We start from the raw sequence: 24,456 nt of genomic DNA, 5'->3' as shown, positions 1-24,456 counted from the left end.
TCCGCGGGGTGCACGGGGTTCGTCACTTGCTGTCCTCCGAGGTGCTGTGGGTGGTGCCGTGCCGCGCCTGGCGGCCCGCTGCCTTGCGTCGTTGCGCCAGCCGTGCCCTGCGCGGGTCGTACGGCCGGTCGGGGGCCTTCTCGCCCCGGATCTCCTCCAGGAGTCCGGTGATCGCGGCCATGATGGCCTCGGTCGCCTCGCGGAGCACCTCGGGCGTCGGCTCCTTGTCGTAGAAGCGCGACAGGTCGACGGGGGGTCCGGCCTTCACCTGAAGGGTCTTGCGCGGGAAGAGGTGGGGCTTCTTGCTGTACGGCGGCAGGGCGAGGTTGGCGCCCCACTGGGCGACGGGGATGACCGGGCACCTGGTCTCCAGGGCGACCCGCGCGGCGCCGGACTTGGCGGTCATCGGCCACATGTCGGGATCCCTGGTGAGCGTGCCCTCGGGGTAGAACGCGACGCACTCGCCGCGCTCGATGGCGGCGACCGCGGCACGGAAGGCGTCGAGCGCGTTCGTCGTCTCGCGGTAGACCGGGATCTGGCCCGTGCCCTTCATGACCCTGCCGACGAAGCCGTCCTTGAAAAGGCCGTCCTTTGCCAGGAAACGGGGCAGTCGGCCGGTGTTGTACTGGAAGTGTGCGTACGACAACGGATCGATATGCGAGTTGTGATTCACCGCCGTGATGAATCCTCCGTCGGCCGGAATGTGTTCCATTCCACGCCAGTCCCGCTTGAACAGAACCACCAGCGGCGGTTTTGCGATGACCGCCGCCAGGCGGTACCAGAAGCCGATTCTGCGGCGGGACACGCGGACACCTTCCTCCATGAACCTGGTCGGCCGCACAAGTGTCGCCCCAGGCTGCCGGTCTGTCGAGAACACCGTACGCCCGCCCGGGTAGCAAGGCCCCCCAGCAGGTCACAATGGGCGCGACGACAAGGACGGAGCGCCCGTGCAGTGGACCCTGGTCATACCCCTGAAGCCGCTGGAGCGTGCCAAGAGCAGGCTCGCCGCGACCGCCGGCGACGGCCTGCGGCCGGGCCTGGCCCTGGCGTTCGCGCAGGACACGGTGGCCGCGGCGGTCGCGTGCCCGGCGGTGCGGGATGTGGCGGTCGTCACGGACGACGCCCTGGCGCGTCGTGAGCTCGCGGCGCTGGGCGCGAGGGTGGTGCCGGACGAGCCGGGAGCGGGCCTGAACGCCGCCCTGCGGCACGGCGCGGCGGCCGTCCGCGCCGGCCGGCCCGAGGCGTGCGTCGCCACCCTGAACGCCGATCTGCCCGCGCTGCGCCCGCTGGAATTGGCCCGGGTCCTCGACGGCGCCGCCCTATTTCCCCGGGCATTTCTGGCGGACGCCGCCGGAATCGGGACGACATTGCTGACCGCGGCGGCCGGTACGGAATTGAGCCCCGCATTCGGTATGGATTCCCGTGCCCGTCACGCGGTGTCCGGTGCGGTGGAACTCGCACTGGACGGCGTCGATTCCGTACGCCAGGACGTGGACACCGGTCAGGATCTGCGGGCCGCCCTCGCGCTCGGCGTCGGCGCGCGCACCGCGAAGGCCGCCGCCCGGCTGCTCATCGCCGACTGAGCCAGAGCCTGCTGAGCCAGAGCCGGCTGAGCCGACTGAGTACGCTGCTGCCATGCAGGCGACCGCGTACACGTACGACTCCGAGACCCGCAGCGGCAGCGTGCTGCTCGACGACGGCACCCCGGTGCCCTTCGAAGCCCCCGCGTTCGACGCGGGCGGGCTGCGGCTGCTGCGGCCGGGGCAGCGGGTGCGGATCGAGGTCGAGGGGGAGGGCGAGGCACGCCGCATCACCTTGGTGACGCTCCAGACGTTCTGAGGCCCCCGGGGGCCACCTGCCTCACGACGGCGGGCACACGACGCGGGCCGGGCTCCCCTGGGGGAGCCCGGCCCGGCGCGTGAGTGCCCTGTGCCCCTACTTCTTGCGGGCGGTGGCCTTCTTGGCGGTCGTCTTGCGCGTCGTGGCCTTCTTGGCGGGCGCCGTCTTCTTCGCGGTAGCCTTCTTGGCCGCCGGCGCGGTCTTCTTCGCCGTGGTCTTCTTCGCGGCGGGGGTGGCCTTCTTGGCGGTGGTCTTCTTGGCCGCCGTCTTCTTGGTCGTCGGCGTCGCCGTCGCCTTCTTGGCGGTGGTGGCCTTCTTCGCCGTCGCCTTCTTCGCCGCCGTCGCCGTGGTCTTCTTCGCCGGCGTGGCCTTCTTGGCGGGCGCGGTCTTCTTCGCCGTGGCCTTCTTGGCGGTGGTGGCCTTCTTCGCGGCGGCCTTCTTGACCGTCGCCGAAGCGCCGCCGGTCAGGCTGCCCTTGGGCGCCTTCTTGACCGCGACGTCGTTCTTCGGGAGCTTCTTCGAGCCGCTGACCAGGTCCTTGAAGCCCTGTCCCGCACGGAAGCGCGGAACCGAGGTCTTCTTGACGCGCACGCGCTCCCCGGTCTGCGGGTTGCGGGCGTAACGGGCCGGGCGGTCGACCTTCTCGAACGAGCCGAAGCCGGTGACCGAAACACGGTCTCCGCTGACCACGGCACGGACGATGGCGTCCAGGACCGCGTCGACGGCGTCGGCGGCCTGCTGGCGGCCCCCCACCTTGTCGGCAATCGCTTCTACGAGCTGCGCCTTGTTCACGTCTTCCCCTTCGGAGACATTGCCGGGAGCGAAATACTCCGGCTTTTTCGCACGTTAGGCAGATATATACCGCAAATCAAACACGAAACGGGCTAATCACCCTTGTGCCGCAACGGACTGGCCCATCTCGGAGTTCCTCGAAGGCCCGTTGAGGCTTGAGGCTCAGGTGTCTTCGGGGAATCGGCCCTCGTCAGCTTCGTCCAGGGAAGCCATCAATCGCTCCAGACGCCTTGCCGCATCGGCGAGATCGTGTTTGGCCGCGGCCGTAATGACCAGCAGCTTCCGGGTCAGCGCCATCCGTACGCCCTCCGGGACTTGCAGTGCGCGCACTCGTGAGTGCGCTTCCTTCAGTTGGTCCGCGACGAGCCGGTAGAGCTCGAGTTGGCTGTCGCGTCCCATGCACCGATTGTGCCATCTGGGGCGAGTTGTCGCCTCCGCAGGGGGTAACTACCGCCGTTCGCCGCCCTCATGAGGGTACCCGGTCCAGCCGAGTACAAGGGGATTTCCGGCCTCTTCTTCCGTCCGAATCAAGGGAGTTGAGACCACCCGTTCAGGTCATCGGGCACGTTCGGGGAGCAGACGCAGATGTACCCCCAACCGTCCACGATTGGGGGTACATCAGGGCGTTGCGGGGGTGTTGCGAGGTGTCAGACCTGCACGGTCCGCGGCTTGTACGAGGGGCGCTTGGACTCGTACGCGGCGATGTCGGGCTCGTTCCGCAGCGTGATGCTGATGTCGTCCAGGCCGTTCAGGAGCCGCCAGCGGGCGTTCTCGTCGAGTTCGAAGTCGGCGGTGATGCCCTCCGCGCGGACCTGGCGGTCCTGGAGGTCGACGGTGATCTCGGCCCGCGGGTCGTTCTCGGTCAGCTCCCACAGCGCGTCCACGACCTGCTGGTCGAGTACGACGGTGAGCAGGCCGTTCTTCAGCGAGTTGCCGCGGAAGATGTCGGCGAAGCGGGAGGAGACGACCGCCTTGAAGCCGTAGTTCTGCAGGGCCCAGACGGCGTGCTCGCGGGAGGATCCGGTGCCGAAGTCGGGTCCGGCGACCAGGACGGTGGCGCCGCGCCGCTCGGGCCGGTTGAGCACGAACTCCGGGTCCTTGCGCCAGGCCTCGAAGAGCCCGTCCTCGAAGCCGTCCCTGGTGACCTTCTTCAGCCAGTGGGCGGGGATGATCTGGTCGGTGTCGACGTTGCTGCGGCGCAGCGGAACGGCCCGGCCGGTGTGCGTGGTGAATGCTTCCATGGTTCTCAGACTCCGGCGGTCACGGGGGCGTCGGACAGGTCGGCGGGCGAGGCCAGGTGGCCGGTGACCGCGGTCGCGGCGGCGACCTGCGGGGAGACCAGGTGGGTGCGGCCGCCCTTGCCCTGCCTGCCCTCGAAGTTGCGGTTGGACGTGGACGCCGAGCGCTCGCCGGGGGCCAGTTGGTCGGGGTTCATGCCCAGGCACATGGAACAGCCCGCGTGCCGCCATTCGGCGCCGGCGGCGACGAAGACCTTGTCGAGACCCTCCGCCACGGCCTGGAGGGAGACCCGGACCGAGCCGGGGACGACCAGCATCCGTACGCCGTCGGCGACTTTGCGCCCCTCGACGATGGAGGCGGCCGCCCGCAGGTCCTCGATACGGCCGTTGGTGCACGAACCTACGAAGACGGTGTCGACCTTGATGTCGCGCAGCGGCTGCCCGGCGGTCAACCCCATGTATTCCAGGGCCTTTTCGGCGGCGTGGCGCTCCGAGGCGTCTTCGTACGAAGCCGGATCGGGGACGCGGGCCGACAGCGGCGCGCCCTGGCCCGGGTTGGTGCCCCAGGTGACGAACGGCGCGAGCGAGGTGGCGTCGATGTGGACCTCGGCGTCGAAGACCGCGTCCTCGTCCGTCTTCAGGGTCTTCCAGTACGCCACCGCGGCGTCCCAGTCCTCGCCCTGCGGGGCGTGGACGCGGTCCTGGAGGTAGTCGAAGGTGGTCTTGTCCGGAGCGATCATGCCCGCGCGGGCGCCCGCCTCGATGGACATGTTGCAGATGGTCATCCGGGCCTCCATCGAGAGCTTCTCGATGGCCGGGCCGCGGTACTCCAGGACGTAGCCCTGGCCGCCGCCGGTGCCGATCTTCGCGATGACGGCGAGGATCAGGTCCTTGGCGGTGACGTCGTCGGGCAGTTCGCCGTCGACGGTGATGGCCATGGTCTTGGGGCGGGCCATCGGCAGCGTCTGGGTGGCCAGCACGTGCTCGACCTGCGAGGTGCCGATGCCGAACGCCAGCGCGCCGAAGGCGCCGTGCGTCGAGGTGTGGGAGTCGCCGCAGACGACGGTGGTACCCGGCTGCGTCAGTCCCAGCTGCGGTCCCACCACGTGGACGACGCCCTGCTCGACATCGCCCAGCGGGTGCAGGCGCACACCGAAGTCGGCGCAGTTCTTGCGCAGCGTCTCCAGCTGGGCCCGCGAGACCGGGTCGGCGATGGGCTTGTCGATGTCGAGGGTCGGGGTGTTGTGATCCTCGGTCGCGATGGTGAGGTCGAGCCGCCGCACCTGGCGGCCGGCCTGACGGAGGCCGTCGAAGGCCTGGGGGCTGGTCACCTCGTGCAGCAGGTGCAGATCGATGTAGAGGAGGTCGGGCTCGCCCTCGGCGCGCCGGACGACGTGGTCGTCCCAGACCTTCTCCGCGAGTGTCCTACCCATCGCTTTCCCTCCGACCGGCCGCTTCGCCGGCCCAACTAGAGAATCTGTTCGCCGACGCGCGTACCCCTCGTGCCGCGCGTCGGCCGCGAAATCCGTTGGTCCGCGGATCGCTCGTACAGAGTGGCGCGTTCCACGGAAATATGAACTTGCGTTTCACAGAGTGAGACGCGAGTATCGACGCATGGACAACTCTAGCGGCGTCGGCGTTCTCGACAAGGCGGCTCTTGTCTTGAGCGCCCTGGAGTCCGGTCCGGCCACCCTCGCGGGGTTGGTCGCGGCCACCGGACTCGCACGACCCACGGCCCACCGACTGGCCGTGGCACTGGAACACCACCGGATGGTGGCGCGGGACATGCAGGGCCGTTTCATTCTCGGCCCGCGTCTCGCGGAACTCGCGGCGGCGGCCGGCGAGGACCGCCTGCTCGCCACGGCGGGCCCGGTCCTCACCCACCTGCGCGACGTCACGGGCGAGAGCGCGCAGCTCTACCGCCGCCAGGGCGACATGCGCATCTGCGTGGCCGCGGCGGAGCGCCTCTCGGGCCTGCGGGACACCGTCCCGGTCGGCTCGACGCTGACCATGAAGGCGGGCTCATCGGCCCAGATCCTGATGGCCTGGGAGGAGCCGGAGCGCCTGCACCGCGGACTCCAGGGCGCCCGTTTCACGGCGACGGCCCTTTCGGGTGTACGCCGCCGGGGCTGGGCCCAGTCGATCGGCGAGCGGGAGCCGGGCGTCGCGTCGGTCTCCGCGCCCGTGCGCGGCCCCTCCAACCGCGTGGTCGCCGCCGTCTCGGTCTCCGGACCCATCGAGCGCCTGACCCGCCACCCGGGCCGGATGCACGCACAGGCGGTCATCGACGCCGCCGGACGCCTCTCCGAGGCCCTGCGCCGCACCGGCTGACGTACGCGACGCGGGAGGGGCCGCCTCAACGCCGCGGCGACCCCTCCTGACGGACTTACGACGGTCGCACGACGGACGCCCCTCAAGCCGCCTTGAGGCGGTCGGCCGCCCGCTCGCCCCGACGGCCCACGGGAATCACACCCGTGGCCTTCCCCAGGCCGAACGCCGGCATGTTGACGTACACCGCCTCATGGGCGCCGGCCGGCACGAGATACGTCTCGTGCCAGAAGCCGACCTTCCCCCTGCCTTCCCGCAGCCGCTGGTTGAAGGCCGCCCAGGCGGGGCGGTGCGCCTTGTCCTGCGCCACCGAGTAGGCGAGCAGCTTCTCGCGTGACTCCCAGTACTGGACGACGTACATCAGGCGCGGCCCGCCGAGCAGCAGCCGGTACCCCAGCATCCCGATCCCCGGGTCCTTCGACAGCTCCTTGAGCATGCGCGGCATCGCCTGGAAGACGGGCCACCAGCTGCGTACGGCAAGGAAGTTGTTGATGCGCATCCCGATGTGGAAGACGACCACGTCGCCCGTCGCCTCGGCGGTCATGCGCCCTTCGATCGGCTTGTCGCTCATGACGATTCCCCCTTCGTAGAGGCCTGATCGAACGTTGGATAGCTCCGCTATCCATGATTGGATAGTGCCACTCTCCAAAGAGGTACGCAAGAGGAGGCGCGAGCGATGAGACTGGCGGAGCTGAGCCGGCGCAGCGGGGTCCCCACGGCCACGATCAAGTACTACTTGCGCGAGGGGCTGCTGCCGCCGGGCCGGCGCGTGACGGCGACCCAGGCCGAGTACGACGACGCCCACCTCCGGCGGCTGCGGCTCGTCCGGGCGCTGATCCAGGTGGGCCGGGTGCCGATCGCCTCGGCGCGCGAGGTCCTGACCGCCCTGGAGGACGAGTCCCTGGACCACAACTCCCGACTGGGCACGGCCGTTTGGGCCCTGCCACACGGTCCGGAGCCGACGGAGGACGAGGTTCTCCGGGAGCGGGCGGGCCGCACGGTGGACGCGTTGCTCGGCCGCCTCGGGTGGGGGTCCGCCCAGGAGTACGCGGCCGAGTCACCGGCGTACCGGATGCTGGTGACCGCCGTGGCCGCCCTGGCCAGGCTCGGATATCCGTGCACCGTCGAGGACTTGGCGCCCTACGCCCACGCGGGGCATCAACTGGCCGTGAGCGACCTGGACTTGATCGAGCGGTACGAGTCCGCCGACGAGCAGCTGGAGGCGGCCGTCGCGCTCACGGTGCTGTACGAACCGGTGCTGCTCGCGCTGCGCCGGATCGCGCAGGCCGAGGAGTCCCGCCGCCGCTACGGACAGCACAGTCCAGAGAAGTGCGGGGAATGACGAAGGGGCCCTCCCTTGCGGGAAGGCCCCTTGCCGTTTCTGTACCCCCGACCGGATTCGAACCGGCGCTACCGCCTTGAGAGGGCGGCGTGCTAGGCCGCTACACAACGGGGGCTAGCTACTGCTGTACTGCGCTGGGCTACCAGGACTCGAACCTAGAACAAAGGAACCAGAAACCTTCGTGTTGCCAATTACACCATAGCCCACTGGTGGTCTAGACCAGACCACAGTACCCCCGACCGGATTCGAACCGGCGCTACCGCCTTGAGAGGGCGGCGTGCTAGGCCGCTACACAACGGGGGCCCTAGCGATCCTGCATCAGGAACAGTGGGTGCGACCCGAGCTGTTCCCGTGGGAAGGATCTGTACCCCCGACCGGATTCGAACCGGCGCTACTGCCTTGAGAGGGCAGCGTGCTAGGCCGCTACACAACGGGGGCTTTGCGGATGAGATCCGCGGTTGCAGATGAGCTCTGCGAGCTGGCCTACCAGGACTCGAACCTAGACTAACGGAACCAGAAACCGTCGTGCTGCCAATTACACCATAGGCCATCAAAGCGCAACCCCGAGTGGGGGTTTTGTTTGATTTACGCTTCCCGGCCGGACCTTTCGGCCCTCTCGGGCGGCGCAGAAAGAACATTACCCGAAGGTGGACTGCGCTCCAAAACGGGTATCGGCGCGCAGCAGCGCGGGCAGGTCACTCAGGCGCGAGATGCGGTGTACGCCCGAGGGGGCCTCGACCACCGAGCCGTTGCGGTCGAGCCAGATCCCGACGAGCCCCGCGTCCCGGGCGCCCCGGGCGTCGATCTCCGGCTGGTCACCCACGTAGGCGACCTCGGCGGGGGCCAGCCCCAGCGCCGTACAGACCGCGTGGAAGGCCTCGGCGGCGGGCTTGGAGACGCCCAGGTCGGCGGCGCACAGGACGGCCTCGAAGCAGTCGCGCACGCCGAGGACGCGCAGCTTGCGGTCCTGGACGAGCAGGGCGGAGTTGGAGAGCACGGCGTGGCGGTAGCCGTCGGCGAGGGCGTCCAGGGTGGGGAGGGTGTCGGGGAAGAGGGACCAGGCCGATTCGTAGTGACCGACGTAACGGCCGAACCAGGCGTCCGCGTCGGCGTCGGTCAGCTCCGGGGCGTCCAGGAAGTCACGGACGCGGTCGCGGCGCTGGGCCTCGAAGGTGATCCCTCCCGCGCCGAAGCGGGCCCAGTGGTACTCGGTGAGCGTCCGCCAGCGCTCCAGGGCGCGCTCGGCGGACTCGTACCGCGCAAGGAGCCCCTCGGCGGTGAGGTGCGCGTGCATGCCGGTGGTGTCGGCGCGCGCGTAATCGAAGATCGTGTCGTCGATGTCCCAGACCACGGCTCTGATGGGCATGTGTCGACGGTAATCGCAACCGCCGCACCCGGCTGGGGGCTCGGGGGTTACCCCCCGAAGAACGCAGTGTCGATGTCCCAGACCACGGCTCTGATGGGCATGTGTCGACGGTAATCGCAACCGCCGCACCCGGCTGGGGGTTCGGGGGTTACCCCCCGAAGAACGCAGTGTCGATGTCCCAGACCACGGCTCTGATGGGCATGTGGCGACGGTATGCGAAGGGCCCGGGAGCCGTCTGGGCTTCCGGGCCCTTCATGGGCGTACGGCGGATCAGCCGGTGAGCTTCGCCAAGGCCGCGTCGATGCGGGTCAGGGACTTCTCCTTGCCCAGGATCTCCAGGGACTCGAAGAGGGGCAGGCCGATCGTGCGGCCGGTGACGGCGACGCGGACCGGGGCCTGGGCCTTGCCGAGCTTGAGGCCGTGCTCCTCGCCGGCCGCGAGGACGGCCTCCTTGAGGGACTCGGGGGAGGTCCAGTCGGCCGCCTCCAGCTTGGCGCGGGCCGTGCGCAGCAGGGCGTCGGAGCCCTCCTTCATGGCCTTGGTCCAGCTGGCCTCGTCGAAGACCGGCTCCGGCAGGAACAGGAAGTCGACGTTGTCGGTGATCTCCGAGAGGACCTTCACGCGGGTCTGCGCGTGCGGCGCGATGGCCTGCCAGGCGGCCTCGTCGAAGTCCTCGGGCGCCCAGTTGGCGTGCGGGGCCCTCAGCCAGGGCTCGCAGGCCTCGGCGAAGGTCTTCACGTCCAGCATGCGGATGTGGTCGGCGTTGATCGCCTCGGCCTTCTTCAGGTCGAAGCGGGCGGGGTTCGGGTTGACGTCCGCCACGTCGAACTTCGCCACCATGTCGGACATCGAGAAGACGTCCTGATCCGCGGAGAACGACCAGCCGAGGAGCGACAGGTAGTTCAGCAGGCCCTCGGGGAGGAAGCCGCGCTCGCGGTAGATGTTCAGGGACGCCTGCGGGTCGCGCTTGGAGAGCTTCTTGTTGCCCTCGCCCATGACGTACGGGAGGTGGCCGAACTCGGGGATCGTCTTCGCGATGCCGAGCTCGATGAGCGCCTTGTAGAGGGCGATCTGGCGCGGGGTGGAGGAGAGCAAGTCCTCGCCGCGCAGGACGTGGGTGATCTCCATCAGGGCGTCGTCGACCGGGTTGACCAGCGTGTACAGCGGGGCGCCGTTGGCGCGCACGATGCCGTAGTCGGTGACGTTCTCCGGCTGGACCGTGATCTCGCCGCGGACCAGGTCGGTGAAGGTGGTCGCCTCGTCGGGCATCTTGAAGCGGACGATGTGCTTGCGGCCCTCGGCCTCGTACGCCTCGATCTGCTCGGCGGTCAGCGCGCGGCACAGGCCGTCGTAGCCGGACGGCTTGCCGGCGGCGCGGGCGGCCTCGCGGCGTGCGTCCAGCTCCTCGGTGGTGCAGTAGCAGGGGTAGGCGTAGCCGCCGTCCAGGAGCTTGGCCGCGACGTCCTTGTAGATGTCCATGCGCTGCGACTGGCGGTACGGCGCGTGCGGGCCGCCGATCTCGGGGCCCTCGTCCCAGTCGAAGCCCAGCCAGCGCATCGAGTCGAGAAGCTGCTCGTACGACTCCTCGGAGTCGCGCGCCGCGTCGGTGTCCTCGATGCGGAAGACCAGGGTGCCCTCGTTGTGCCGGGCGTAGGCCCAGTTGAACAGGGCGGTGCGGACCAGGCCCACGTGGGGGTTGCCGGTCGGGGAGGGACAGAAACGTACGCGGACGTTCGCGTTAGCCACGCTTGATCACCTTGTTGGTGAGAGTGCCGATGCCTTCGATGGTGACGGCGACCTCGTCGCCGACGTTGAGGGGCCCGACGCCGGCCGGGGTGCCCGTGAGGATGACGTCGCCGGGGAGCAGCGTCATGGCCTCGGAGATGTTGACGATCAGGTCCTCGATGGAGTGGACCATCTCGCTGGTGCGGCCGAGCTGACGCTGCTGGCCGTTGACCGTGCACTGGACGGTGAGGTCGTTCGCGGCCGCCAGGTCCAGGCCCGTCTCCACCCAGGGGCCGAGCGGGCAGGCACTGTCGAAGCCCTTGGCGCGGGCCCACTGCTTCTCGCGGCGCTGCACATCGCGTGCGGTGACGTCGTTCGCGCAGGTGTAGCCGAAGATCACGTCCTTGACCCGCTCGCGCGGGACCTCGCGGCACATGCGGCCGATGACCACGGCCAGCTCGGCCTCGTGGTGCAGCTCCTCGGAGAACGAGGGGTACGTGATGGCGTCCCCGGAGCCGACGAGCGAGGTGGACGGCTTGAGGAAGGCGAACGGGACGTCCGGCGTCTCGTTGCCGAGCTCCGCCGCGTGCTCCGCGTAGTTGCGGCCGAAGGCCACGATCTTGTTCGGGAGCACCGGCGGCAGCAGGCGGACCTTGCTCAGCGGCACCTTGGTGCCGGACAGCTCGAAGTCGGCGTACGGGATGCCCTTGATGATGTCGAGGACGAGCCCGCCCTCCTTGCCGGGGGCGCTCTCCCCCTCGACCGCGCCGTAACCGACATTGCCGTCGATGGAGAACCTGGCGATGCGCACGTGAGCCTTAGCCTCTTGAGGTGGGTGGGGTCTGACACTCCAGGCTAACGTCGATCGCCGCCGGGTGGCTCGACCTCAGGCGCCGGACGGGGTGAACGCCTCGGGGGTCTCCATGAGGATCGTGCGCCGGGGGTTGGCGGTCTGTGTGGGCAGGGTGACGGCGTGCTCCGGCTGTTCGGCCGCGCGCTGGACGTCGTCGGCGTCCTTGAGATGCGCGAGGGTGGTGCGGCGCGGGTTGGCTATGTTGCGGAACATCGTCGACTGCACAGTCTTCATCTGCTGTTCGGACCTTGTCGGTTGGGGCGTCATCTACTGGACGCGGCTTTGTCGGATTCGCCATCCCTGTAAAGCGTCAGGCTAAACATCCAATTCCCGGCCAAAGTCAGGAAGAGGCCATGATCTTCGTGTGAGTTTGCTCACGAGCGAGCGGGCAAAAGGGTCAAATCACACCCCTCGCCCCGCAGTTTGAAACGGACATTGCGCCACTGAAGGCACCATTCCGCTCCTGATCATGAAGACTGGGACACCCCCGGGGCACCCCCTCCCCCTAGCGGCTTTGCGCGGATCAGTCCGTTTTCTCCTGGATCACTTTCTACGGCTCGTGACCCTCCACTCACGCCGTGTCACCTGGTTCGCGGCGCGACACACGGGCCTTGTTGGAGATCCTGCACTGTGCTGGAATTCCCGGGACCGCCGCGGGATCGAACCGGCGCGCAGGGGCGCAACGCAGCGCCGAGTGGCGGCGGGAAGGGGGAGCAGCGCCGGTCACTCACGACCACCCATGGGGCGCTTGACGCCCCACGACGCCGACACCGTCCCGCCGTTACGCGGCAGGACGCCTGGTCCAGAGGTTGCGACGCTAGTGCAGGGACGTTTCAAGAGGGATGGCAAGGGGTCTCCCCAGGCCGGTCGCGGCCGAGGGGATGCCGCGGCGGAGCCGGAGCGCGGCGGAACCGACCGCGGCTCCTCGCCCCAGCACGCCCAGAACCCCGGCCCGGGTGCGCCCGGCGACGGCTCCGGCGCCGCGCGCCAGAGCGTGCCGGGCGGCGGCCCGACGGCCGCCCCGGCCAAGGGCAAGGGCAAGGGTGCGTCCGGCGCCAAGCCGCCCACCGGCCCCGGCTCGCGAATAGCTCTGCGCAACTGGCGCATCTCCACCCGACTGGTCTCGCTGCTCGCGCTCCCCGTGATCACCGCGACCTCGCTCGGCGCGCTCCGCATCAACTCGTCCCTGGACGAGATCCAGCAGCTCGACAACATGAAGCTGCTGACCGACATGACCAAGCAGGCCACCGCGCTGGCCGCGGCGCTCCAGGAGGAGCGCGACAAGTCGGCCGGCCCCCTCGCGCACGGCGCGAAGGCCACGGACTACACGGTCAAGGGCGCGCGCGACAGGACCGACCGGGTCTACCGCAGCTTCCTGCGGGGCACCCAGGACCTGAACGACACGGACGGCGAGAAGGGTCTTCTCGGCGTCCGGCACAGCGCGGTCCAGATCACCCAGCAGCTCCAGGGGATCAACAAGGTCCGCAAGGACGCCTACAGCGACGACGCCTCCACCTCGCAGACCGTCGAGGCCTACAGCCAGCTCGTCGAGCAGCTGCTCGCCCTGTCGCAGGACATGGCGCAGGCGACCAGCAACCCGGACATGATCCAGCGCACGCGCGCCCTGGCCGCCTTCTCCTCGGCCAAGGAGTACGCGTCCGTGCAGCGGGCGATCATCGCCGCCGCCCTGCCCGCGAACGACAGCGAGTACGGCAAGATCTCCGAGACCGACCGCACCTTCGGTCTCAGCGCCAACGAGAAGGAGCGCTCGCAGCTCCAGACGTTCAGCAAGATCTACGCGGGCAACCCCGACGAGCTGACCAAGCCGATCGACGGCGGCAACGCCCAGATCAAGGCCGCCAACGAGTACGCCAAGCGCGTCCTCGAGCAGGAGGGCGGCATCAAGCTCCAGGACAAGCGGTCGTACAAGGACTGGGTCGACAACGACACCACCAAGATCGACGCGATGGCGAAGATCGAGCTGACGCTGCTCGGCGAGATGGAGCAGAAGGCCCGCGAGCTGCGCAACGAGTCGGAGCAGGCGGCCATCCTCAACGGTGCGCTGATCCTGCTCGTGCTCGGCGTCTCGCTCGTCGGCGCCTTCGTCGTGGCCCGGTCCATGATCCGCTCGCTGCGCCGGCTCCAGGACACCGCGACCAAGGTTGCCCAGGACCGCCTGCCCGAGCTGGTCAAGCAGCTCTCGGAGTCCGACCCGCAGGACGTCGACACCTCCGTCGAGTCCGTCGGTGTGCACTCCCGGGACGAGATCGGCCAGGTGGCCGCGGCCTTCGACGACGTGCACCGCGAGGCCGTTCGCCTCGCCGCCGAGCAGGCCCTCCTGCGGGGCAACGTCAACGCGATGTTCACCAACCTCTCGCGCCGCTCCCAGGGCCTCATCCAGCGCCAGCTCTCGCTCATCTCCGAGCTGGAGTCCCGCGAGGCCGACCCGGACCAGCTCTCCTCGCTCTTCAAGCTCGACCACCTCGCGACCCGCATGCGCCGTAACGGCGAGAACCTCCTCGTCCTCGCCGGTGAGGAACCCGGTCGCCGCTGGACGCGGCCCGTGCCGCTGGTCGACGTGCTGCGTGCCGCCGCCTCCGAGGTGGAGCAGTACGAGCGCATCGAACTCTCCGCCGTGCCCGCCACCGAGGTCGCGGGCCGCGTGGTCAACGACCTCGTGCACCTCCTCGCCGAGCTGCTGGAGAACGCCACCTCGTTCTCCTCGCCGCAGACCAAGGTGAAGGTCACCGGTCACGCGCTGCCCGACGGCCGCGTGCTCATCGAGATCCACGACACCGGCATCGGCCTCTCCCCCGAGGACCTCGCCGCGATCAACGAGCGGCTCGCCTCGCCGCCCACCGTGGACGTCTCCGTCTCCCGCCGCATGGGTCTGTTCGTGGTCGGCCGCCTCTCGCAGCGCCACGGCATCCGCATCCAGCTTCGCCCCTCCGACTCCGGTGGTACGACCGCGCTGGTCATGCTGCCCGTCGATGTCGCCCAGGGCGGCAAGAAGGTGCCCAGCAAGCCCGGCGCCCCCGGTGTGACCGGCGGTCCCGCCGCGGCTCAGGCCGCCGCGGGTGCCGCGGCCGCGCGCCGCGGGGCCGCGGGCAACGGCGGCCCCGCCCTCGGCAGTGGTCCCGGCCGCGGCGGTCCCGCGCTCGGCGGCGGTCCCGCCGCCGGTGGTCCGGGCGGTGCGGGTCGGCAGGGTGCCGGTGCGCCGCGCCAGCAGGTCGCCGGTTCGGGCCCGCGGGCCGCGCTGCCCGCCCGCGACGGCGGACAGCAGCGTCCGCAGGGCGCAGGCGCTCCGCAGGGCCGTCGACCGCAGGCTCAGCAACCACCGCAGGCACAGCAGTCGCAGGCGCCCCAGGGCGGTCGCGGCGGCGGTGCGCAGCAGCCTCCGGTCCCCCAGCAGCGTACGAACGCCATGAACCCGCCGGCCGACGCCGGTGACCAGGGACGTCGGCCCCAGCTGCCGCCCCGTGGGGGGCCGCGTGCCGAGCTGCCCGGCGGCAACCCGCAGCCGCGCGTGCCCAGTTGGAGCGACGAGAACGCGCAGCCGCAGGTCTCGCACGAGCCCTTCGACGCCCCGCGCGGTCACGAGGAGCACGAGTCCACCGGCCAGTTCGCGCAGCCCACGGCGGCTCCCGACGACCGGCAGGGCCCCGGCTCCACGGCGGAGTTCCCCCGCCCGGACTTCAACGCGCCGCCGCCCGGCACACCCGCGCCGCAGGACCAGGGCACGGGCCAGTTCGTCCGCTCGGACGTCTTCGGCGGCCAGGGCGACGCGCAGCGGAACCCTCAGCAGGGCCGGTCCGGCCGGCGGCAGAACCAGCCGGGTCAGCAGCAGGACCAGGCGGGCGGCCCGGCGCAGCAGGGCGGCCGGGAGATGCCGGACTACACCGTCCCGCGCCCGCCGGCCCCGCGCCGCGGCCAGGGCGACGCCCACCAGGGTCTGCCCCAGCAGCCGCAGGCCACCGGGCAGCACCCGCAGGTCTCCGGACAGCAGCAGCCGCAGGCGACCGGGCAGCACGCGCTGCCCGCGCAACCCGCCTCCGCGCGGCCCGAGGACCTGCTGCCCGCCGCCGGTCCCGGTGACGGTCGTACGCCGCTGTACGACACGCTGGAGACCAACTGGTTCCAGCAGCAACAGAACCAGCGGGCGCAGGCCGAGCAGCAGAGCCGTCAGCAGGAGCAGCAGCAGGCGCCCCAGGGCGGCGACCAGCAGCAACCGCTGCCGTCGCGTCCCCAGCGCCCGGGCACGGCTGCTCCGGCGAACGCGAACACGAACAGCAATGGCGGCGCCGCCACCACCTGGCGTTCCTCGCCCAACGACGAGCTGGGCCGTCAGGCCGAGCGCGTCCGCCAGCCCACCGCGGGCGGCATCACCACCTCCGGACTGCCGCGCCGCGTCCCGCGGGCCAACCTGGTCGCGGGCACGGCCCAGCAGCAGCAGGAAAGCAGCACGGGTCCGCAGGTCTCGCGTGCGCCCGATGACGTCCGCGGCCGGCTGACGAATCTCCGTCGGGGCATTCAGCAGGGTCGCCAGGCCGGTACCGGCCAGACCGGCAGTTTCCCTCGCCCCACTCACCAGCAGGAGCGTTAGTTGAGTCCGATGAGCCAGGCGGCACAGAATCTGAACTGGTTGATCACCAACTTCGTGGACAACACCCCCGGGGTGTCCCACACGGTCGTGGTCTCCGCCGACGGCCTCCTTCTGGCCATGTCCGAGGGCTTCCCGCGCGATCGGGCCGACCAGCTCGCCGCGGTGGCCTCCGGGCTCACCTCCCTCACGGCCGGGGCCTCCCGGATCTTCGAGGGCGGCACCGTCACGCAGACCGTGGTGGAGATGGAGCGGGGGTTCCTCTTCATCATGTCGGTCTCGGACGGTTCGTCCCTGGCCGTGCTCGCGCACCCCGAGTGCGACATCGGCCTCGTCGGATACGAGATGGCCCTGCTCGTCGACCGGGCGGGCGCCGTACTCACCCCGGACCTCCGCGCCGAGTTGCAGGGCAGCCTGCTCCACTAGTCCCAAGCCGGCTCCGAAAGAGCTTTCGCCCCTTCGGCCGCCCCACCGACCGAACGTACTGACCAACCGTCCGGCCGCCACACTGCCCCCACCGGCTCTGTCAGACGGCACACGCAGATGACCTGCTGTCCCGCCCGGAGGATCCATGACCCCGCCCACCGCCTCTCACAACCCGTACGGCGATCCCTCGTACGGAATGGAGGGCGACCAGCCGCTGGTGCGTCCGTATGCGATGACCGGCGGCCGGACCCGGCCCCGCTATCAGCTCGCGATAGAGGCGCTGGTGAGCACGACGGCCGATCCGGCCCAGCTGATGGGGCTGCTCCCCGAGCACCAGCGGATCTGCCACCTGTGCCGTGAGGTCAAGTCGGTGGCCGAGGTCTCCGCCCTCCTGTCGATGCCGCTCGGGGTGGCGCGGATCCTCGTGGCGGACCTGGCCGAGGCCGGGCTCGTCGCCATCCACCAGCCCGGCGGCGACGAGTCCGCCGGCGGCCAGCCTGACGTGACACTGCTCGAAAGGGTGCTCAGTGGACTTCGCAAGCTCTAACGGCTCGGGCGGCTCAGGCTCCGGCTCGGGCCGTTCCACCACCTCCGCCAAGATCGTGGTGGCGGGCGGCTTCGGCGTGGGCAAGACCACGTTCGTGGGGGCCGTCTCGGAGATCAACCCGCTGCGCACCGAGGCCGTCATGACGTCCGCGTCCGCGGGCATCGACGACCTGACCCACACCGGGGACAAGACCACCACGACGGTGGCGATGGACTTCGGCCGCATCACCCTGGACCAGGACCTGATCCTGTACCTCTTCGGTACGCCCGGACAGGACCGCTTCTGGTTCATGTGGGACGACCTGGTCCGTGGCGCCATCGGCGCGGTCGTCCTGGTCGACACGAGGCGGCTCGCCGACTGCTTCCCCGCCGTCGACTACTTCGAGAACAGCGGGCTGCCGTTCGTCATCGCCCTCAACGGCTTCGACGGACACCAGCCGTACACGCCCGACGAGGTGCGCGAGGCGCTCCAGATCGGTCCGGGTACGCCGATCATCACCACCGACGCGCGACACCGTGCAGACGCAAAGAGTGGCCTGATCACACTGGTTGAACACGCACTTATGGCACGTCTCAAGTAGGCAGGTGTATACGGCAGTTGTCGTAGGCCACGCGGAGCGGTCTGTGTCTTTTGACACGACCGCCCCGCGTGTTCATAACGTTTCGACAGAGAATTGCCCCGGTGGCCGCCACGCGTCGCGGTCGCCCGGTGTCGCTGTGCGCACAAGAGTCCCGCCTTTTGGCGGGGCTCGCTCTTTATGACCGATTTATCTGAGGCTTACACCACTCCCGGCTTCGTCTTCCCACTGTTTGGTAGAGCGGTGCCTGACGTGCTGGAATGCGCTGAACTGCCCAGTAGCACGGGCCTTGGAGACGACAGCGGCACGAGAGTGAGTGCCGCCGCCGAGAGGTTGTTGGTCGAGTGAGGCGAAGCAAGACGAGCCCCGCGGCACCCCCCACCGGGGACGCGCGGGGCAACTTCACCCCGCCGCCGCGCACAGCGGCGTCCCCCGTTGACGTGAGCCCCGCTCCCGGCAACGAGCCCCCGGCTTCCTCCGGCGGACGGATGTCCCCCCGCAACTGGCGCGTACCGACCAGGCTGAACGCGATCCTGCTCATACCCGTGCTCGTCGGTCTCGTCATGGGCGGCTTCCAGGTGAAGGGCTCCATCGACACCTGGAGCGAGGCCCAGGACGCCGAGAGCACGGCCCGCCTGGTGCGGGCCTCCCTCGACTACGGCAACCGCCTCATCGAGGAGCGCGACCTCTCCGCCGCCCCGCTGCTGAACGGCAAGCGCAACGACCCCGTCGTCGTCAGGGCCCGCAAGGCCACCGACAAGGCGGCCGCCGCGTTCAAGGACGCCGTCGAGGAGATGCCGGACAAGGAAGGCCTCAACCGCCGTCTGGCCGCCTTCCGCAAGGTCGAGCCGCACCTGGCGCCGCTGCGCCAGGCCGCGTACACCACCAAGCTCAGCGGCGCGAAGACCGAAGAGGGCTACGTCGCCATCCAGCACCCCCTGATGGAGTTCGCCAACGAACTCGGTCTGGGCACCGGCAACATCACCAGCTACGGCCGCACCGTCTACGCGATCTCGCTCTCCAAGGCCGCGCTGTCGCTCCAGCGGTCCCTCGGCACGCACCTGCTCGTCAAGCCGGGCCCCGGCACCGGCTCGCTCGCGCTCCAGCGCACCTCGCTCTCCTCGTACGCCTACCTGGAGCGCATCGCCATCGAGGAGTACACCGGTGGCGGCACCCCCGAGGACGTCGCCAAGCTGGAGCAGGCGAAGAAGGAGCTGAAGGCCGCCGCCGAGAAGCAGGCGAACCCGGCGCCCAGCCAGGAGAAGATGGTCGCCGCCCTCGCGACCCTGCCGAGCACGCAGCCGAGCGCCCGCGTCGAGCTGGCCGGCAAGGGCATCACGCGCCAGGCCTGGTGGGCGACGACCACCGCCAAGTTCGACGCCTACCGCACCATCGAGTCGGACCTCGCCGACAAGGCCGTGGACGAGGCGTCCGACATCGCCGCCACCGCGCAGCGCAACGCGTACATCACGGGTGCCATCGTGGTGCTCGCGCTGCTCGCCGCCTTCATCCTGGCCGGGATGATGGCCCGCCAGATGTCCCGCTCGATGCGTCAGCTGCGCACCGCCGCCTTCGGCATCGCCGAGCAGCGCCTGCCGATGCTGGTCGACCAGCTCTCGCGCACCGACCCGGGCCGCGTCGACACCCGCGTGCAGCCCATCCCGATCACCTCCACGGACGAGATCGGCGAGGTCGCCCGCGCCTTCGACCAGGTGCACCGCGAGGCCGTGCGGCTCGCCGCCGAGCAGGCGCTGCTCCGCGGCAACATCAACGCGATCTTCACCAACCTCTCGCGCCGCAACCAGTCGCTGATCGAGGGCCAGCTGACCCTCATCACCGACCTGGAGAACAACGAGGCCGACCCGGACCAGCTGGAGAACCTCTTCCGCCTGGACCACCTGGCGACCCGTATGCGCCGCAACGGCGAGAACCTCCTGGTCCTCTCCGGCGAGGAGCCGGGCCGCCGCTGGGACCAGCCGGTCCCGCTGGTCGACGTGCTGCGCGCCGCCTCCTCCGAGGTGGAGCAGTACGAGCGCATCGAGCTGTCGGGCGTCCCGGAGGCCGAGATCCACGGCCTCGCCGTGACCGACCTCGTGCACCTGCTCGCCGAGCTCCTGGAGAACGCCACCACGTTCTCCTCCCCGCAGACCAAGGTCCGCGTCACCGCGACCCGGCTGCCCGACGGCCGCATCATGGTCGAGATCCACGACAAGGGCATCGGCCTCACCGCCGAGGACTTCGCGGACATCAACCACAAGCTGGCCAACCCGCCGACCGTGGACGCCGCGATCTCGCAGCGCATGGGCCTGTTCGTGGTCGGCCGCCTCGCCGACCGGCACGGCATCCGCGTCCAGCTGCGCCCCTCGGGCGAGCAGGCGGGCACAACCTCGCTGGTCATGCTGCCGGACGGGATCACGCACGGTGGCGGCGGCGAACACCACGCCCAGGACCCCGAGTTCACCGTCTCGTCGATCATCCCGGAGCAGCAGGTCCTGGAGGCCGAGCCGCTGCACACCGCGGCGGAGCTGGGCTTCGACGACAGCCGCTACCACGGTGACGGCGCCGAGGGGCAGCACGGCCTCGACCCCGTCGGCCGTTCCCTGATGCGTGAGGAGCGCCGGGCCGCCCTGGAGGCGCAGGCCCAGCAGCCGGGCGGCAGCCGCCCGCTCTTCCGCGACGAGGTGGAGCCGCAGCGGCCGCAGCACGAGCAGCCGCAGGAGGGCGCGTACGAGCAGCGGCAGGAGCCGGCGTACGACGAGCAGCGGCAGGTCACCTACGACCAGGGCCAGAACGCGTACGGCAACGAGCAGTACGCCGGTGAGCAGTACGCCACCGATCAGTACGCCCAGGACCCGTACGCCAACACTCAGTACGCCGAGGGCGGTTACGGCAACGAGCAGCAGCAGGCGCCCGCGTACGACGAGCAGTACTACCCCGACGCGGCCGCCGCGGCCCAAGGCGGCTACCAGGACCCCCAGATCTCCTATCCGGAGCGGTCCCGTCAGGACGACTGGCCCAGCGGTGACGGCTACCAGCCCGAGTACGGGCAGGAAGCGGAATCCGCTCAGGTGGCCCCCGCCGCCGACTCCGAGCGCGTAGGCTTCGAGCGGCCGGGACCGGCTCCGTCCGTCGTCCACGACATGACCGAAGCGGGTCTCCCCCGCCGCGGCTCCTCGTCCCCGAACGGGAACGGGAGCGCCCCCGACGCGGGTGCCGGCCAGGGCGGTCAGGACGGCCAGGGCGGTCAGGGCGATGCCCAGGGCGGCCGGGACGGCTCCGACTGGCGTTCGTCCAACGACGAGCGCTGGCAGCGGGCCGAGCGCCTCAAGGAGCCGAAGGCGGGCGGGGTCACCCCGTCCGGGCTCCCGCGGCGGGTGCCCAAGGCCAATCTGGTCGAGGGCACCGCCGAACAGACCCCACAGGGCGGCCCCCAGGTCTCCCGCGACCCCGAGGACGTGCGGGGCAGGCTGAGCAACCTGCGCCGGGGCGTCCAGCGGGGACGCAACTCAGGCAGTGACACGAATGGCCAGGGCTTCAGCCCTGATAGCACCTACAACCAGGAGCGTTAGTGTGAGCCCGATGAGCCAGGCGGCGCAGAACCTGAACTGGTTGATCACCAACTTCGTGGACAACACCCCAGGGGTGTCCCACACGGTGGTGGTCTCCGCCGACGGACTCCTTCTGGCGATGTCCGAAGGCTTCCCCCGCGACCGGGCCGACCAGCTCGCGGCCGTCGCCTCGGGTCTGACCTCCCTCACCGCCGGGGCCTCCCGGATCTTCGAGGGCGGTTCCGTGACCCAGACCGTTGTGGAGATGGAGCGAGGATTTCTCTTCATCATGTCCATTTCCGACGGTTCCTCGCTCGCCGTTCTCGCCCACCCGGATGCGGACATCGGTCTCGTTGGGTACGAAATGGCACTTCTTGTCGATCGTGCCGGCACCGTCCTCACGCCGGACCTGCGCGCGGAGCTCCAGGGGAGCCTTCTCAACTAACAGACAGACGGTGCGATTTCGCGTCCCGTGCCCGTAAGGTTTCGGGACGCGGCTCCACAGTGATGGTGCCCGGCACAGTTGGAGGAGGAAGCAACGTGGCAACACCCCCAGACGGTTCGTCATCGGCGAACTGGTCCCCTGGTCATGGCCAGGGTGGTCAGCACGACGGCGGGCCGAACCGGTACAACTTCCCCTCCGCGCCGAGCCACCGTCGCCCGCCGTACGCGCAGCCCCAGCAGCCGGGCCCGCGTCCGTACGACCAGGACACACCGGCGCACGCGCCCCGTATCCAGCCCGTGCAGCCCCAGCGGCGTGCCCCCGCACCGGCGCCCGCCGGCTCGGCGCACAACCCGCTGGTGCGGCCGTACGCCATGACGGGTGGCCGCACCAGGCCGCGCTACCAGCTCGCCATCGAGGCGCTGGTGCACACCACCGCCGCGCCGCACCAGCTCCAGGGCCAGTTGCCCGAGCATCAGCGGATCTGCAACCTGTGCCGCGAGATCAAGTCAGTCGCTGAGATCTCGGCACTGCTCTCCATTCCCCTAGGCGTCGCCCGGATCCTCGTAGCCGACCTGGCGGAGGCCGGACTTGTCGCCATCCACCAGCCCGGCGGCGACGAGTCCGCCGGCGGCCAGCCAGACGTGACACTGCTCGAAAGGGTGCTCAGTGGACTTCGCAAGCTCTAGCGGCGGAGCAACAGCCCGCTCCACCACCAGCGCGAAAATCGTGGTGGCGGGCGGCTTCGGCGTGGGCAAGACCACGTTCGTCGGGGCGGTCTCTGAGATCAACCCGCTGCGCACCGAGGCCGTCATGACGTCCGCGTCCGCGGGCATCGACGACCTCACCCACACCGGAGACAAGACGACGACCACCGTCGCCATGGACTTCGGCCGCATCACCCTGGACCAGGACCTGATCCTGTACCTCTTCGGTACGCCCGGACAGGACCGCTTCTGGTTCATGTGGGACGACCTGGTCCGTGGCGCCATCGGCGCGGTCGTCCTGGTCGACACGAGGCGGCTCGCCGACTGCTTCCCCGCCGTCGACTACTTCGAGAACAGCGGGCTGCCGTTCGTCATCGCCCTCAACGGCTTCGACGGACACCAGCCGTACACGCCCGACGAGGTCCGCGAGGCGCTCCAGATCGGCCCGGACACGCCGATCATCACCACCGACGCGCGACACCGCGCGGACGCGAAGAGCGCGCTGATCACACTGGTCGAGCACGCGCTGATGGCGCGGCTCCGTTAGCACGCCCCTTTCTTGCCGGTACGCGGATGAGGGCCCGCACGCTGCGGCGTGCGGGCCCCTGTCAGTTCCGGCGGTAGTGGTCGAACTGCGTCACGCCCTGGTAGCCGTAGCTCTCGGGGTGCGGTTCGTGCAGGGCCACGCCGCCGCGCGCGAGCGGGCCGAGGAGACCGGAGAGGAACGTGTGGGCCTCGGTGATGAAGGCGGCCTTCTCCGCCGCGCTGTTGGTGCCCGCGGTGATGCTGACCTCGATATGCGCGTCACGGACGCCGTCGGCGAGGGGGCGCCCGTCCACGTAGTAGCGATCGGCCGGGAGAAGGTCAAGGTGCACGATGGTCCGCTCTCTCGACTTGCCGAGGGCGGAGACCGCGAGGCGGGTCAGGCCTTCGGCGAGAGCGCGCCGGGTCTCGGCGGGCAGTGCGGGGTCGGTGACGGTGGCCTTGATATGGGGCATGGCTCTCCTCGGTCCGGTGAGGCGTCGGTCGCTGATCTCTCGGTCGGCGACATGTCGGCCGGCGACGTGATCTCTCGTACCGGGCAAGCCTCGCCCCGGAGGGCACCCCAGATCCAACGCACAGCCGTCATAGAGATATGAGGCCGCCGCATGACCGTGAACATCCCGCAGCTCAGGGCCTTCCTCGCCGTCGTCGAGGCGGGCGGGTTCAGTGCTGCCGCCGCCGACCTCGGCATGAGCCAGTCCGCTGTGTCGCACGCCGTGGCCTCCCTCGAAAGGGAGCTGTCCGCCCCGCTGTTGGTCCGCTCGGCCCCGGTGCGGCCCACGGCGCTCGGCGAGCGGGTCCTGCCCTACGCCCGTACCGCGCTGACGGCCGTCCGCTCGCTGGAGGAGGTCGCCGCCGACGCCGCCGGGGCCATGACCGGCACCGTGCGGCTCGCGTCGACACCCACGGTCAGCCAGGGCCTCGTGCCCCAGCTGTTGCGGCACTGGCGGGAGGAGCTGCCGCGCATCACCGTGCGGGGCTTCGAGGGTGACAGCGCAGAGGTCGCCCAGTGGCTGGAGAACGGCACGGCCGATGCCGCCATTCTGATCGACCCGCCGCCCGGGCCCGGTGTCCAGCTCGCCCTCGACGGCTACCGCGCGCTGCTCCCGCGCGACCACCCGCTGGCCGGCGAGGCGGCCGTCGACATCCGTGACCTGGCGGACGACGCCTTCCTGATCTCGCCGAACGGCTGCGAGGCCCGCGTCCGCGAGATCCACCGCCTCGCCGGGGTTCCCTTCGCCCCCGCGCACCGGGTACGGGACCTCGTCACGCTGATCAGCATGGTGCAGGCCGGGATCGGTGTGACCGTCCTGTCGGAGGTCTCCCGTCCGCTGGTGCCCCGCGACCTCGTGCTGCTGCCGGTGGAGCCCCGGACCTCGCGCCGCCTGGTCCTGAGCGGGCCGCGCGCCCGCCGCTGGCATCCCGCGGTGCGGGCGCTGGCGGAGTCGGCTGCGGGTCGACTGGCCGCGGTGTCCTGACGTGCGGTGGGCGGGGGCCCGGACCCCTTCCTGAGTGCGGGCCGGATGTGGCTGGGCGCGCGGTTCCCCGTGCCCCTTCGGGGACGCGTAAGGCCCCGCCCTCCC

24 protein-coding genes and 5 tRNA genes are annotated in these 24,456 nt (G+C 70.3%); 13 read left to right on the top strand and 16 right to left on the bottom strand.

The annotated features are described in order from the left end of the window. Positions 1-22: 22 nt before the first annotated feature. Entirely contained in the window at positions 23-805 is a 783-nt protein-coding gene (locus ACF062_RS32180) for a 1-acyl-sn-glycerol-3-phosphate acyltransferase (protein ID WP_223777000.1), read from the bottom strand. Between the two features lie 142 nt (positions 806-947). Between ACF062_RS32180 and cofC the strand changes: the two genes are divergently transcribed. Next, positions 948-1,583: a 2-phospho-L-lactate guanylyltransferase gene (gene cofC / locus ACF062_RS32175; protein ID WP_392143142.1), complete on the top strand. Its 636-nt coding sequence runs from the start codon at positions 948-950 to the stop codon at positions 1,581-1,583. A gap of 52 nt (positions 1,584-1,635) precedes the next feature. Continuing rightward, complete coding sequence (locus ACF062_RS32170) at positions 1,636-1,839, top strand: hypothetical protein (protein WP_392143141.1); 204 nt, start codon at positions 1,636-1,638, stop codon at positions 1,837-1,839. Positions 1,840-1,935: 96 nt separating this feature from the next. On the opposite strand, the gene ACF062_RS32165 is transcribed toward ACF062_RS32170, so the two are convergent. The 4 genes from ACF062_RS32165 to leuC form a co-directional block, all read right to left on the bottom strand. Beyond that, a complete protein-coding gene (locus ACF062_RS32165) occupies positions 1,936-2,631 on the bottom strand; it encodes an HU family DNA-binding protein (RefSeq protein WP_392143140.1) in 696 nt (231 codons plus the stop codon). A gap of 162 nt (positions 2,632-2,793) precedes the next feature. After that, positions 2,794-3,030, bottom strand: a complete 237-nt coding sequence (locus ACF062_RS32160) for a hypothetical protein (protein WP_223776996.1) — start codon at positions 3,028-3,030, stop codon at positions 2,794-2,796. Positions 3,031-3,278: 248 nt separating this feature from the next. Then, positions 3,279-3,872: a 3-isopropylmalate dehydratase small subunit gene (gene leuD, locus ACF062_RS32155; RefSeq protein ID WP_392143139.1), complete on the bottom strand. Its 594-nt coding sequence runs from the start codon at positions 3,870-3,872 to the stop codon at positions 3,279-3,281. 5 nt (positions 3,873-3,877) lie between these two features. Beyond that, entirely contained in the window at positions 3,878-5,302 is a 1,425-nt protein-coding gene (leuC, locus tag ACF062_RS32150) for a 3-isopropylmalate dehydratase large subunit (RefSeq protein ID WP_392143138.1), read from the bottom strand. A gap of 181 nt (positions 5,303-5,483) precedes the next feature. Here leuC and ndgR point away from each other — a divergent pair, with 181 nt between their 5' ends. Continuing rightward, entirely contained in the window at positions 5,484-6,200 is a 717-nt protein-coding gene (gene ndgR, locus ACF062_RS32145; RefSeq protein WP_010984119.1) for an IclR family transcriptional regulator NdgR, read from the top strand. A gap of 82 nt (positions 6,201-6,282) precedes the next feature. On the opposite strand, the gene ACF062_RS32140 is transcribed toward ndgR, so the two are convergent. Beyond that, positions 6,283-6,768, bottom strand: coding sequence for a DUF4188 domain-containing protein (locus ACF062_RS32140; protein WP_392143137.1), 486 nt, complete (start codon positions 6,766-6,768; stop codon positions 6,283-6,285). Positions 6,769-6,873: 105 nt separating this feature from the next. Between ACF062_RS32140 and ACF062_RS32135 the strand changes: the two genes are divergently transcribed. Beyond that, on the top strand, positions 6,874-7,539 hold the full coding sequence (locus ACF062_RS32135) for a MerR family transcriptional regulator (protein ID WP_392143136.1): 666 nt from the start codon (positions 6,874-6,876) through the stop codon (positions 7,537-7,539). 42 nt (positions 7,540-7,581) lie between these two features. Here the strand turns inward: ACF062_RS32135 and ACF062_RS32130 are convergent. The 9 genes from ACF062_RS32130 to ACF062_RS32090 form a co-directional block, all read right to left on the bottom strand. Continuing rightward, positions 7,582-7,654 (bottom strand) — tRNA-Glu (locus ACF062_RS32130). A gap of 19 nt (positions 7,655-7,673) precedes the next feature. Beyond that, a tRNA-Gln gene (locus tag ACF062_RS32125) sits at positions 7,674-7,745 on the bottom strand. 24 nt (positions 7,746-7,769) lie between these two features. After that, positions 7,770-7,842 (bottom strand) — tRNA-Glu (locus ACF062_RS32120). A gap of 62 nt (positions 7,843-7,904) precedes the next feature. Further along, positions 7,905-7,977 (bottom strand) — tRNA-Glu (locus ACF062_RS32115). Positions 7,978-8,017: 40 nt separating this feature from the next. Further along, positions 8,018-8,089: transfer RNA gene (locus ACF062_RS32110), tRNA-Gln, on the bottom strand. Positions 8,090-8,176: 87 nt separating this feature from the next. Beyond that, positions 8,177-8,905: an HAD family hydrolase gene (locus ACF062_RS32105; protein ID WP_392143135.1), complete on the bottom strand. Its 729-nt coding sequence runs from the start codon at positions 8,903-8,905 to the stop codon at positions 8,177-8,179. A 270-nt stretch (positions 8,906-9,175) separates the two neighbouring features. Next, a complete protein-coding gene (gltX, locus tag ACF062_RS32100; protein ID WP_392143134.1) occupies positions 9,176-10,651 on the bottom strand; it encodes a glutamate--tRNA ligase in 1,476 nt (491 codons plus the stop codon). Beyond that, positions 10,644-11,441, bottom strand: coding sequence for a fumarylacetoacetate hydrolase family protein (locus tag ACF062_RS32095; RefSeq protein WP_223776989.1), 798 nt, complete (start codon positions 11,439-11,441; stop codon positions 10,644-10,646). The genes gltX and ACF062_RS32095 overlap by 8 nt, the downstream gene beginning before the upstream one ends. 75 nt (positions 11,442-11,516) lie before the next feature. Next, entirely contained in the window at positions 11,517-11,717 is a 201-nt protein-coding gene (locus ACF062_RS32090; RefSeq protein ID WP_223776988.1) for a hypothetical protein, read from the bottom strand. A 586-nt stretch (positions 11,718-12,303) separates the two neighbouring features. Between ACF062_RS32090 and ACF062_RS32085 the strand changes: the two genes are divergently transcribed. From ACF062_RS32085 to ACF062_RS32050, 8 genes are all read left to right on the top strand, one after another. Continuing rightward, on the top strand, positions 12,304-16,086 hold the full coding sequence (locus tag ACF062_RS32085) for a nitrate- and nitrite sensing domain-containing protein (RefSeq protein WP_392143133.1): 3,783 nt from the start codon (positions 12,304-12,306) through the stop codon (positions 16,084-16,086). A 9-nt stretch (positions 16,087-16,095) separates the two neighbouring features. Continuing rightward, on the top strand, positions 16,096-16,509 hold the full coding sequence (locus ACF062_RS32080) for a roadblock/LC7 domain-containing protein (RefSeq protein WP_030787430.1): 414 nt from the start codon (positions 16,096-16,098) through the stop codon (positions 16,507-16,509). Positions 16,510-16,654: 145 nt separating this feature from the next. Next, positions 16,655-17,056 (top strand): DUF742 domain-containing protein, encoded by a 402-nt coding sequence (locus ACF062_RS32075; RefSeq protein WP_030787427.1) that lies wholly within the window; start codon positions 16,655-16,657, stop codon positions 17,054-17,056. After that, the gene (locus tag ACF062_RS32070) at positions 17,037-17,636 is read left to right on the top strand and encodes an ATP/GTP-binding protein (RefSeq protein ID WP_125515316.1); all 600 of its coding nucleotides are present in this window, start codon (positions 17,037-17,039) and stop codon (positions 17,634-17,636) included. The genes ACF062_RS32075 and ACF062_RS32070 overlap by 20 nt, the downstream gene beginning before the upstream one ends. Before the next feature lie 341 nt (positions 17,637-17,977). Further along, positions 17,978-21,202: a nitrate- and nitrite sensing domain-containing protein gene (locus tag ACF062_RS32065; protein ID WP_392143132.1), complete on the top strand. Its 3,225-nt coding sequence runs from the start codon at positions 17,978-17,980 to the stop codon at positions 21,200-21,202. Between the two features lie 10 nt (positions 21,203-21,212). Beyond that, on the top strand, positions 21,213-21,626 hold the full coding sequence (locus ACF062_RS32060) for a roadblock/LC7 domain-containing protein (RefSeq protein ID WP_055564496.1): 414 nt from the start codon (positions 21,213-21,215) through the stop codon (positions 21,624-21,626). Positions 21,627-21,721: 95 nt separating this feature from the next. After that, positions 21,722-22,312 carry a DUF742 domain-containing protein gene (locus ACF062_RS32055; RefSeq protein WP_320589843.1) on the top strand — a complete coding sequence of 197 codons (591 nt, stop codon included), beginning with the start codon at positions 21,722-21,724 and terminating at the stop codon, positions 22,310-22,312. After that, positions 22,293-22,877: an ATP/GTP-binding protein gene (locus ACF062_RS32050; RefSeq protein WP_030361923.1), complete on the top strand. Its 585-nt coding sequence runs from the start codon at positions 22,293-22,295 to the stop codon at positions 22,875-22,877. Before ACF062_RS32055 ends, ACF062_RS32050 begins: the two co-directional genes overlap by 20 nt. 61 nt (positions 22,878-22,938) lie before the next feature. Here the strand turns inward: ACF062_RS32050 and ACF062_RS32045 are convergent, their stop codons facing one another. Continuing rightward, complete coding sequence (locus ACF062_RS32045; RefSeq protein ID WP_392143131.1) at positions 22,939-23,328, bottom strand: 4-oxalocrotonate tautomerase family protein; 390 nt, start codon at positions 23,326-23,328, stop codon at positions 22,939-22,941. Between the two features lie 150 nt (positions 23,329-23,478). On the opposite strand from ACF062_RS32045, the gene ACF062_RS32040 reads away from it, so the two are divergent. Further along, a complete protein-coding gene (locus ACF062_RS32040) occupies positions 23,479-24,351 on the top strand; it encodes a LysR family transcriptional regulator (RefSeq protein ID WP_392143130.1) in 873 nt (290 codons plus the stop codon). Positions 24,352-24,456 lie beyond the last annotated feature (105 nt).

Source organism: Streptomyces sp. NPDC015345 (genome assembly GCF_043078805.1).
Lineage (GTDB): Bacteria > Actinomycetota > Actinomycetes > Streptomycetales > Streptomycetaceae > Streptomyces.
Note: the sequence above shows the minus strand (reverse complement) of the source record. Positions and strands in the feature narration are given on the sequence as shown.